The 10868-nt window shown below is 41.0% G+C and carries 9 protein-coding genes; 2 read left to right on the top strand and 7 right to left on the bottom strand.

Annotated features, from left to right (window positions below):
• Positions 1 to 64 precede the first annotated feature (64 nt).
• A complete protein-coding gene (locus tag RMY27_RS31985; protein WP_322668844.1) occupies positions 65 to 580 on the bottom strand; it encodes an IS630 family transposase in 516 nt (171 codons plus the stop codon).
• A gap of 63 nt (positions 581 to 643) precedes the next feature.
• The gene (locus tag RMY27_RS31980; protein ID WP_322668843.1) at positions 644 to 1012 is read right to left on the bottom strand and encodes a helix-turn-helix domain-containing protein; all 369 of its coding nucleotides are present in this window, start codon (positions 1010 to 1012) and stop codon (positions 644 to 646) included.
• A 112-nt stretch (positions 1013 to 1124) separates the two neighbouring features.
• On the opposite strand from RMY27_RS31980, the gene RMY27_RS31975 reads away from it, so the two are divergent.
• Positions 1125 to 1253 (top strand): hypothetical protein, encoded by a 129-nt coding sequence (locus tag RMY27_RS31975; RefSeq protein WP_322668842.1) that lies wholly within the window; start codon positions 1125 to 1127, stop codon positions 1251 to 1253.
• Here the strand turns inward: RMY27_RS31975 and RMY27_RS31970 are convergent.
• The 5 genes from RMY27_RS31970 to RMY27_RS31950 all read right to left on the bottom strand — a co-directional run bounded on the left by RMY27_RS31970 (position 1242) and on the right by RMY27_RS31950 (position 8304).
• Positions 1242 to 1955 carry a serine/threonine protein kinase gene (locus tag RMY27_RS31970; RefSeq protein ID WP_322668841.1) on the bottom strand — a complete coding sequence of 238 codons (714 nt, stop codon included), beginning with the start codon at positions 1953 to 1955 and terminating at the stop codon, positions 1242 to 1244. The genes RMY27_RS31975 and RMY27_RS31970 overlap by 12 nt on opposite strands.
• 112 nt (positions 1956 to 2067) lie before the next feature.
• Entirely contained in the window at positions 2068 to 3174 is a 1107-nt protein-coding gene (locus RMY27_RS31965; protein ID WP_322668840.1) for an AI-2E family transporter, read from the bottom strand.
• Positions 3175 to 3293: 119 nt separating this feature from the next.
• Complete coding sequence (locus RMY27_RS31960; RefSeq protein ID WP_322668839.1) at positions 3294 to 4727, bottom strand: bifunctional orotidine-5'-phosphate decarboxylase/orotate phosphoribosyltransferase; 1434 nt, start codon at positions 4725 to 4727, stop codon at positions 3294 to 3296.
• Between the two features lie 25 nt (positions 4728 to 4752).
• Positions 4753 to 5349, bottom strand: a complete 597-nt coding sequence (locus RMY27_RS31955) for a cytochrome b/b6 domain-containing protein (protein ID WP_322668838.1) — start codon at positions 5347 to 5349, stop codon at positions 4753 to 4755.
• A 1935-nt stretch (positions 5350 to 7284) separates the two neighbouring features.
• On the bottom strand, positions 7285 to 8304 hold the full coding sequence (locus tag RMY27_RS31950; protein ID WP_322668837.1) for an isopenicillin N synthase family dioxygenase: 1020 nt from the start codon (positions 8302 to 8304) through the stop codon (positions 7285 to 7287).
• A gap of 617 nt (positions 8305 to 8921) precedes the next feature.
• Between RMY27_RS31950 and RMY27_RS31940 the strand changes: the two genes are divergently transcribed.
• Complete coding sequence (locus RMY27_RS31940) at positions 8922 to 10817, top strand: ABC transporter ATP-binding protein (protein ID WP_322668836.1); 1896 nt, start codon at positions 8922 to 8924, stop codon at positions 10815 to 10817.
• Positions 10818 to 10868 lie beyond the last annotated feature (51 nt).

Raw genomic sequence — 10868 nt, 5'->3', positions numbered from 1 at the left:
TTTTTTCTTTTAATCCTTTTATTCAGAATACTAGGAAAGTGACAAAAGAGGGTTACAGCAGTTTTCAGGTAAATAGACCACAGTGATTGAACCAACCGAAAGTATCATCCTCGGTAATAGAATTTACAACTTCAGCCATTGCTTGATTGAGCGATTCAGAAGTACGCGCCTCACAGGAACGAAGAAATTGCTTGAGTTTAGACCAACAAAGCTCTATGGGTGATAGGTCAGGAGAGTAGGGAGGTAAAAACTTGACTTTTGCACCCACTGACTCAATTGCAACCCTTACACGTTCAGCATGATGAACCTTAAGATTATCCATTACGACAATTGCTCCTTGCCATAATTGAGGTGCTAAGACCTGAGTTACATACGTTAGAAATACCTCAGTATTTGTACTTCCTGGCACAGTCATCGCAGCAACTAGTCCATCGATATTTATTGCACCAATCAAAGAAACATTCCTACCCTTGGTTCCAGGAGCATTACCAACTGCACGTTCGCCGTTTACTGCTCGAGCAAACAAGCGTGACATTGATAAATTCAATCCGGCTTCATCGACAAATACCAAATTTCGCACGTCAACTTTATCTAACCAACGGCGATAGTCATGTCGTAATTCTGTACTCGTGGTGTATCCTGCTCACTCGCGTAAAGAGTTTTTTTTACAGCGTAAGCCTAATTTTTCTACCGCCCGATGCATTGTAGTAATACTTACCTCAATCCCTGTACGTTCTACAAAGCGATCGCACAATTCTGTTAGCAACAAATCATTTTTCTCTTCCACCCAAGACTTAATCATGCTTAGATGTTCATCCTGAATTGTCGGCTTTTGGTATCCTCCACGTTGTTTTGCTTCAATTTGCCCACTTTCATGATAATGACGCAGCAAATTTCGTACAAACGACAAGCTGACCTTAAATCTTTGCGCCACCTGCCGTTGAGAACCTTCTTTTGCTAACCAAGCTGCAATCACGCGACGACGCAAATCCTCTGAGTAAGATACTGGCATCGAATCAAACAATTACTTCATATTTAGGTTACTGTAGTTTGTGGTTCAATTACCTGAAAATTGCTGTAAATATTGAAAGATAAGGAGCGATAGTCTCTGGTAGTCTATGCTATTGTCTTCAATACATTCAGCGATCGCAAGCAACAATAAGATTTATCAACGAAGTGTTGATGACGAAAGTGCCAAAATAGCAAAAATTGGACAGCACAAAATTTTCTGGCGATCGCTCTTAACGTTTTAAATACTTATTTAAATACTTAATATTAGTTAATCTTAGAGATAGTTGGTAACAAAAATTTTTAACAGAAGTTCCCAAGCGATAACATTTGCGGACGATATCTAAGGCAAAGTATGGTACGCGCAGTCGCAGTGGGTAAAACACGGGCAGATATAACCAGTAGTAAGCCTTTTTTAGGTTATTCCACTTTGAGCAAGCTTCTTGATGCAGGAAATCTGATATGTCTACGACTAATCCTCTGCCTTGGTACATCATGACATTACGCCCGTGGACATCATGAGGGTAGAGTCCACGACTTCGTGCATAGTCAAGAGCTTCATCAATATCCTTTATTACCTGCTTGGGAATTAGTAAACCAAAGTGCATACAATCGTAGAGGGTTGTTCCATAAAGCCGTTTCAAGACTAAAAATCCATCTTTAGCGTACAAACACTCAGAAAAAGCTGGATGATAACCTAGACGACGGTAAACTTCTACTTCCTCTTCAAAACCTGGCCGTCCTGGGGCATAAATCTTAACTACATAGTCAGGGGAATCGGGGTGATAAAATACTGCGGCGTAATTTCCTCTGCCAAGCAGCCGCCAAGGTTGTGGAAGATAGCTTACCTTAATTGGATCGCAGGGATTGACACTTTCAATCTGTAATCTAGGCAGTAGTTCCTGATAAATGTTTTTGACTAACTGTTTTAGGGGCAATTTGTCCATATTAATTCCTTAGCCAATTTACGAGGTTTGGGAATAAGGTTGACTTGAGTGAATTACGACCTAAATGATACCGTTGCAACTTCTCGTTAACGGTAGAGATGGCAATTTTTATCTACAACTCATGCGATATTGATTTTTCTACCAACAATTCTGATGCTGCTTCACCCTCACCCAGGTTATCAGAATTAACAGATTTAGAAAAACCATCTGCTACATCTTTGATAAAACCAGCTACAGGTACCGCAACTAGTAAACCCAAGACTCCGCCAACATTGGTTCCTACAAGCAAAGCAATTAATACCCATATTGGTCTAATACCAGTAAACTTACCCAAAAGACGTGGTGCGATCGCCTGATCGATTAACTGATCGATAACAACAGCTACCGCAAAAACCTTAGCTGCTAGCCAAAAGTCATGTGACGCTATTATTAAAGTTATTAAAACCAGACTGACGACATCACCAAAAGGAATTAAGCTCAAAAGTCCAACTCCCAAACCAAAGAGTAAACCAAACTGGACTTGAAAAGCTAAAAACAATAATGTTATTGAAACACCCATCAGCAAAGCCAAAGTTCCCTGACCAATTAAGTAATTTTGGAAGTTTTGCTGAATAGACTGGCTTATCTGCTGGGCAATATCTCCAGGTAACTTCTTAAATATCGCCTCCCAAATTCTTGGGCCATCTAACAACAAGTAAAAAGTTAGCACTACTGTGATTAATGCCTCAGAAATACTATCAATTGTATCTATAATAATACTTAAAAGTTTATCTGAGACAAATTCTAATTCATTAGGTAATTGGTCAGTAACTTGTGCTAATAGCTGACTTAGATTCACATTTATTTTATGTTTAAACAACCAATCATTTACAATCTGAAGTTTTTCTTCGCTAGAATCAATCCATCGAGGAAAAACTTTAACCATTTCATTAAATTGCTCTAAAACAATGGGTACTAAAGTGATACCCAGAGCCACAACAATTACCAATGCTAATATAAAAACTAATGCTACTGCATAGCTGCGTTTAACTTTCCGTCGTTGCAGAATCGAAACAGGATAGTTTAAAACGAATGCAAGCAAAGTAGCCAATACAACAATTGTCACAACAGGTTGAAAGTTTTTCACCAACAAAAATGCTAGCCAACCATTGAGGAATACTAGAGGAAATAACAACGTAAAAATTAACCATCTAAGTAGTTGATTCAGGGGAAAATTCATAATTAATTTCAAAGCGAAAATTATTCTATTTACTAGATTGAACCGAGTAATTAAATCTGTTAAACAGGAAGTAGAAAAGAAAATATTTCCAGATTCTCCACTTCACATTATTTAAATGATTAACTTTCAGCAAAAGCTGAAAATTGCTCCTCATTTATTCGCCCTGCCTGATACAGAGTATTAGTAATTTCCGAAATAGTTAAAACCGCATAGCTACGATAACCATTTTGCTGTAACCTATCTTTCACCCCCTGTTCGTGATCGATAAATACCACAATATCATTAACCTTTAATCCAGCTGATTCCAACTTTGCTGCCCCTTCCATGACACTTTTGCCGCTAATGAGAATATCGTCAACCACTACAACTGTTTCACCAGGATGAAAGTTACCCTCAATTACTCTCCGAGTTCCGTGTGCCTTTACCTCTTTACGCGGGAAAATCATCGGACAATGAAGGCGCAAAGCTAAACCAGTTGCAGTTGGTAATGAACCATAGGGAATACCTGCTAATCTATCAAAATTGAGGTTCTTCAAAATATCCTCATAAGCTGTGAGAACTTGATTAAAAACTTGGGGGTTGGAAATAATTTTGCGTAAGTCGATGTAATAAGGAAATATAGCTCCTGATGCTTGAACAAAGCTGCCAAACATAATGCAGTCAATATCATAAAGTTGTAAAATCAAATCTTGGTGAGGGTGCTGATTGAGTAAACAAACATCAGGAAACCACACAGAACAAGTAGAATTTTCGTAAATAATTTCAGTTTTGATTTGATTAATTTCTGCACGTAGAGACTGAACTTCCTCTGATAATTGCGTATTTCCCAACATATCTTGAGGAACCGGGATCAGTAAACCATCACCATTACTATTCAAGCCAGCTTCTAAAATTTGCTTCAGGTTTTGTCCCTCCGCCCAGATGCTACGCGCCATAATAATTCGTTCAGGTGCAACTGCTCGAATAAGTGCTAAAACTTCAGGATTTGTAGTTCCCACTTCTAAACCCAATTGTTCTGGAGTACCCCAGGTTTTGGATTCTTTTACTACCTGTAAATAAAGGGGTGATTCGTTTGTAGGATATTGCTGTAGAGCTTGTGCACCTGGATTAGAAGTACAGCATAAAATAAACACCGCTTTATCAGGATAGACCAAAAAAGGTGCTACATGATCTTGTCCTGTATAGGGACTGAGAGTGATTGCGTCCACTTGCCATTGTGTAAACACAGTCTGGGCAAAGATGGTACTAGTATTTAAGTCACTGTGTTTAGCATCTAAAATCACTGGAATATGGGCTGGAATAGCTGCTAAAGTTTTGTACAGCAGTTCTAAACCAGGAATACCTAAAGCTTCGTAAAAGCCAAGTGTCGGTTTATAAGCACAAACGAAATCAGAAGTTTCTGCAATAATGAATTGTAACCACTTTTCCAAACCAGCGATGAGTTCTTCAGATTCATAACGCCCAGGCATCATCTCTGGATTTGGATCGAGTCCTACAAATAGTAAGCTTTGATTTTTTAAGATATTTCCATTCAATTTATCAAAATAATTCATTTTTTGTTTAAAAAAAGATTGTTTATTAAAACATTGATTCTGTTAATTCCGTACCACCAGCCTTACGCCCTAATTGATAGTGAATTACTACAAATAAAATAACCATCGGCACTGAGGCAAAGTGAACAATTCGCAATGCTTGCCAATCGCCAAAGCAATCCACAATCCAGGGAAATTGAGCAGGTTTATACATTCCTATCCCTGTAAATAATGCCAGCAGCAAAATAGGAATAATTGCTGTATAAGCAATCCGATGCCAAGCATAAATTAGACGTTGGGAATTTTGAGTTTTTTGTAATGCTTTCAAGTCATTAGCACCGACAAAGCGATGTCGCCAGCGTCGGGTAATTAAAATGTAAATTCCATACCACAACAGATTCAGCGAGAATAGCCACATTCCTGCAAAATGCCAGTGTCTACCTCCTGCAAGCCAACCTCCTAAAGTAAATATCGGAGGAATGTGCAGACCTGCGCGTCCACCAAAAACAGGGTTGGCGTTGTAAATTTGTAGTCCACTGGTGAGCATGATAAATAGACTAATGATATTACACCAGTGGAAAATTTTGGCTCCTATTGCTTGAGTGGGTCGCTTTCGAGTTGGAGAGGGAACGTAGGAAGTCATAAATTTTGACTGATAAAATTTGCTGTTTATCTGTCTTGGGTAAATAGCCCAGCAAGTTTGGAGGTAGGCATTGCTTACCTTTATTTTCTCATCATTAGATTCAGTATTCTGACATTAATGGTCTACCATCTGCTGTTTTAACTGTCAGTTTAGGTATGGCTAGGGTTATTCTCAGCTAAATTACGCCTAATGTAAATTAAATCGGTTGAGATTGGAAAGTGAGAATATCGATACGAAAACTGTGACGAAGCAATAAAAGTAGCAGGGTAAGCTCATCTAATTTAGTATAGAGTCAGCTTGACAAATTAAGTAAAATAAGCTTAAACAAAGTTATAAAAAAAGCACTTGCTCGGAAGTCAAGTGCTTTTTAAGATAGCTGATAAAATTTTGTGCAGGCTTTTTTTAAATCAACAAATAGTGCGTAGGCGTAGTCCATCGCAGGCATCGCTAAATCTAGCTGACCTTGCCAAAGAAATGTTTCTGCGACTTTAAGACGTTTGAGTGAACCATCAACCTTGTACAGATTCTCTTAGAGCCAGGCAGTACGCAATACTTTTCGGATAAATCCAACAATCTCTCTTTTGGTCTGGGTAAAGGTTAAAGGGTAAGGGGTAAAGGTAAATATCAAACCCTTTCCCTTTCCCCTTTCCCCCTTAACCGAAAAGTATTGAGACAGTACGGACTCAATCGCGTGGCTTTGAATGCAGAACAAGTGATCGCGTCGTTGGGAGTTCGAGCAGCAGTAGCGGTTTAGTCTCGAAAGTGAAAAAGGCGATTGCACACCAAAAGAATTGCGATCGCCAACAAGTTTAATCTCGAATAAACACAATCATGGCAAAAAGTGCAGCAAGTAACCTCTTACTTGAAGTAGGTGACTGTCAAGACAAGATTCTCCTACCTGCTACAGATGCGGATGCAGAGGTGTAAGAAATCGTTGAGGTCAAGTTTAATCAGGAGACAGAATAATGCAACCAACAATATCAATTCCACACGGTTGGAAAGACCCCCGCTTCACTTTAGGACAACGTACAGAAAAGGGAATTATCATCAGCATCAAGTATTACCTAACCGACAGCTTTTAGCCCATGAATACGATGAAGAGTGGGGTGATATAATCATGCCTGATATCAATTCTCCAGATGAAGAAAATCGCTTGGAGAACTAGCTTTAACTACTGACACCACACGATTTGAAAACACTCTTAGAAGCAGAGATTACCAAACATTTAAGTAAGTAGGTGCTAAAAAAAACAACTAAGTTAAGAAGGGTAAAGGTTAAGGGTAAAAGGGAAAAACCTTTACCCTTTAACCTTTTCCCTTTACCCATACAAAACTTTGTATAGTTCGGTTTAATTGTGCCAACCTACTTACATCAAGTTGAACTGCTAACATACGAATTAAAAGCAATTCCTGGCACTGTCATAAATAGCTAAGTCGAACACTATCCAGTATCAACGCAATTTTTAGCAACAACAACGCAATTATGGAAACTATCACCATCAACAATAGCGTCTTTCTCATTCCAGCTACCCAACCTAAACTACAAGCAAACTGTGCTAAGAAATACGAGCAATTTTTCTCGATTGTCCTCCAAAACTGACAATCCTAGAGGCACAAGCTGGCGGATATCTCATGCAAGGGCAAAATCAAACAACAATACCACAAGGTAAAAAGCGGTAAATAGTACTCTTGCTGTTGTGGGTAAGGAGAATGTGGCTTTGTCAAGAACCTTGCTAACCAAGCTAAAGGTATAGCAAAAACAGCGGTACTTATGGAGCGAACTATTTCATATAACTGTGCAAATTGTAACTCACTAACTCCACTCCTTACCCAGTATAGAAGAGTAGAGTAAACCACTAACCAAGCAATCATTACTATCCCGAATCACTGGACATCACCAAAATACTCCTTAGAGCGTGCTACCGCTAATAGCACTCTAAAACACTGTTTGGCGCAGTTCTGGAAATACTTTGGAGACTTTATTCAGAAGATAATCGCCATAAGTCCCGCGACATTCGTGGACACTGGCTTTATCCCAGCGATCGCTTTGATCGTCATTCACTACTATGCCGTTGGGTTCAATGGGTTTGACTTCAATGTTGAAATTGGGATCAAAGAAAAATGGAAATGACAAGCGATTACTTGTTGATAGGTTCTGAACGCGGTGGGGTGTTGAGCGATACAGCCCTCGTGTCATACGATCGAGCATATCCCCAATGTTGCATACGAATGAACCAGGAATAGGAGGTGCATCTATCCAACCAGACTTTAATTTGACTTGTAATCCACCGACATTATCTTGTTTTAGTATAGTCAATACTCCATAATCTGTATGTTCGCCAACGCCCCATTTAGATTCAGATAATGATGAATTAGGAGGGTAATTGAAAATCCGAAATAATATCAATGGGTTTTTTGTATAACAGTCTGCAAAGTAGGACTTTTCTAACCCCAAACTTAGAGCAATACCAGCCATTAGGGTATGTCCAAGTCTAGTCATTGAGTCTATATAATCCAGCACTGTTTCCCTAAATTGTGGAATATTGGATGGAAAAAGATTTCGACCGTGCATTGGTACACCAGTTTTCACAAGTGGGTGGTCTTCTTCTAGTTCTGTACCGAAGTAAATACCTTCTTTTAAGTCCGGTCTACCTGATGTCAACTCATTACCCACGGGGAAATATCCTCGCCATGCTTTACCACCAAGAGCCATACGAATCTTCATTTTTGTTTCTACATCCTGCGCGAAAAACTGTTGGCTGAGATGTTCCAATTGCTTTTGTAGTTGCTCATCAACTCCATGTCCGACGATATAGAAGAAACCGTAATCTTGGCAAGCTTGTCTAATTTGGTCTGCAATTACATCCGAATAGTTGCTAGTTTGAGAAACCAATGGACTAATATCAATGACGGGAACTTCTGAAAACTCTTTATCCACAACTTGTAAGATTGTCATAAGCTAATCAGCATTTAAATTGCAACTATACTACTGTTCTAGGTGAGCAACCTAAGAATTTAAAAATTTCTTGTTGTGTTCTGCCATCGTTTTGGAGCAGAATAATTAGAATCCTTTCTCTGACATGGGGTAATTCGCTCTCTTTTAGAGTACTGTAATGCAGAATACGTTAATCCCCAAGGACGACAAGGACAATCTTGTGCGTAAAAATGCGATATATTATGGTGTTGAGCCGAGATGTTGGAGTGAACTTACACCAGTTAACCAATCATTCTCATAATGAGAATTTTTATGTGGCTGTATGCCTGCTTGCTTTTTACTCTTGTTCATGAGACTATAAGCTTCATAAAAAATACGTTATTTTGACCGACTAACAGTATTTTACAAGTAGTCCCAGTGATTAAAACAAGCAGTAGAAAGTAGAGGACGTAATATCTCAGCTTGAGCTGGAACCTACAAAACTAGAGATATACGGTTTGCTTCAGTAGCAAATACATTAAGAAAGCGACGAATTGCACACCTTTGTCACAACCAGAAGCAACCTGTGAAGAAGTCCTCAAATCCATGCAGAAGACTTATCTAATTTTTTAATGCGTTAGTCTTGGGGCGATCAAAATATGACATCATCAAAGACCTCCAACACGCTCGATCCCTTTGAAGCATCAATCGGTACGCATAACTCCTTTGTCAGCAACGTCTGGCGACTGCGGCACTGGATGGCTCCGTACCGCTGGCGCATTGCGTTAGCGCTGCTGTTTGCTATGCTCTCGGCAACCGCCGCCGTGTTGGTACCAATCGTGGTTAGTCGAGTGGTAGTGGACGGTATCCTAATGCACAACTACCGGACAGATTTGCCAGACTATGGACAAACAGCGTTAATCCACTGGTTGGCGATCGCGCTGGGCATCAAGCAAATAATCGCAGCCTGTATAGTCGGCTTGCTCTGGGTGCTGCTGTGGTCTGGTTTTGGGTACGCCTTCCGCGCCCAGTTGTCCCTTTCGGCACTGTTGGGTCTGAGCGATCTGCGCCGCGATCTGTTTGCCCATGTCGAGCGTCTGCCCGCTGCTTTTTATGACCGGGTTATGGTTGGGCAGGTATTGACTCGGATCACCAATGACATTGAGAGTCTGTCCGAACTGCTGACTGGTGTCGGCGCGCTGGCTGGAGAATTGATTCCCCTCGTTATTGCCGTTAGCGTAATGCTATCTCTAGATTCGATGCTCATGGCAAAGCTATCGCCCTTTTTGTTTTTTGTGGCGGGTGTGATCATCGTGTTCAGATATTATTCTGGGCCGATTTATCAAGTCATCCGTGCCACCCTATCGCGCCTCAACGAGCATTTGCACGAAAATTTGTCGGGTATTGAAATCGTGCAGATGTCCGGGCGGGAGGCACTGAGCTTTAAACGCTACTCTGCCATTAATGAGGCCAATCGCGTCGCCGAGACCAAGGCCATCATGGTAGAGACGGTATATAACCCGATCATCGACAACGTATCTTATTTGGCGATCGCTTGCATCCTGTGGTTGGGCGGGCAGCATGTACTTAGCCACACTACCACTCTGGGATCGGTCGTGTTGTTCTTGCAATTCAGCGACATGCTGTTTCGTCCAATTGTGGCCTTGGGCGATCAAGCAAATGCGGTGTTCCGAGCGGCAGCAGCCTGCGATCGCATATTCCGGCTGCTGGACTGGAAGGAGTCTTTGTCTGTGCCGACGCAGCCCATACCTTTGCCCGAAGACTTACATGGCCGTATCGAGTTTCGTGACCTGAATTTCCGTTACGAAACTGGCGAACCGGTTATCCAGCACTTCAATCTGAATGTGGCATCTGGCGAGAACATCGCTATCGTTGGACCCACAGGCTCTGGCAAGACCACGCTGACGCGGCTCATCTGTCGTTTTTACGATGTGCCTGAGAATAGCTTGTTCATCGACGGCATCGACATCATGCAGATAGACCCTGCACAGATCCGTAAGCGCGTAGGTGTGATCTTTCAAGACTTTCATTTGTTCCCTGGCACCGTCTATGACAACATCGCATTAGGTAAGACCATTACCTTGGAAGATGCCCGACATGCCGCCGAACTGATACAGACCTTGGGTTTCATCGAGTCCTTGCCATTAGGTTTTGATACGGTACTGGAAGACCGTGGCCAAAATCTATCCCAAGGTCAACGCCAGTTGCTGGCATTTACCCGTGTCATTGCTCTAGACCCCGAAATCCTGATTTTGGATGAAGCCACTGCCAGCATTGACCCAGAAACTGAAGCTGCTATCCAAGCAGCGCTGGCTAGAGTCACCGCCAACAGAACTTCCATCATCATTGCCCACAGATTACAAACCATCCGCCGAGCTGACCGCATTGTTGTATTAAACCATGGCCAGTTAGTGGAGGTTGGAAATCACACAGAATTAATGCTTCGTAATGGTTTTTATAAAACACTTTATGAAGCGCAACTGTACAAGGGTATACGTCAAAACACATCAAACCGCCCAACTAAAGATTTCTAATATCGAGGTGATTTCCGAAAAATACATTTGTACAAACAACTAACCTCAATT

The organism is Nostoc sp. DedQUE09, from assembly GCF_034530915.1.
Classification (GTDB): domain Bacteria; phylum Cyanobacteriota; class Cyanobacteriia; order Cyanobacteriales; family Nostocaceae; genus Nostoc.
The sequence above is the reverse complement of the archived record's forward strand: the minus strand, read 5'-3'. Positions and strand labels throughout refer to the sequence as shown.

Coding starts and splice junctions, on each gene's coding strand:
- RMY27_RS31955 (WP_322668838.1), bottom strand. CDS start 5,349: ATGACTTCCTACGTTCCCTCTCCAACTCGAAAGCGACCCACTCAAGCA.
- RMY27_RS31965 (WP_322668840.1), bottom strand. CDS start 3,174: ATGAATTTTCCCCTGAATCAACTACTTAGATGGTTAATTTTTACGTTG.
- RMY27_RS31950 (WP_322668837.1), bottom strand. CDS start 8,304: ATGACAATCTTACAAGTTGTGGATAAAGAGTTTTCAGAAGTTCCCGTC.
- RMY27_RS31980 (WP_322668843.1), bottom strand. CDS start 1,012: ATGCCAGTATCTTACTCAGAGGATTTGCGTCGTCGCGTGATTGCAGCT.
- RMY27_RS31960 (WP_322668839.1), bottom strand. CDS start 4,727: ATGAATTATTTTGATAAATTGAATGGAAATATCTTAAAAAATCAAAGC.
- RMY27_RS31970 (WP_322668841.1), bottom strand. CDS start 1,955: ATGGACAAATTGCCCCTAAAACAGTTAGTCAAAAACATTTATCAGGAA.
- RMY27_RS31940 (WP_322668836.1), top strand. CDS start 8,922: ATGACATCATCAAAGACCTCCAACACGCTCGATCCCTTTGAAGCATCA.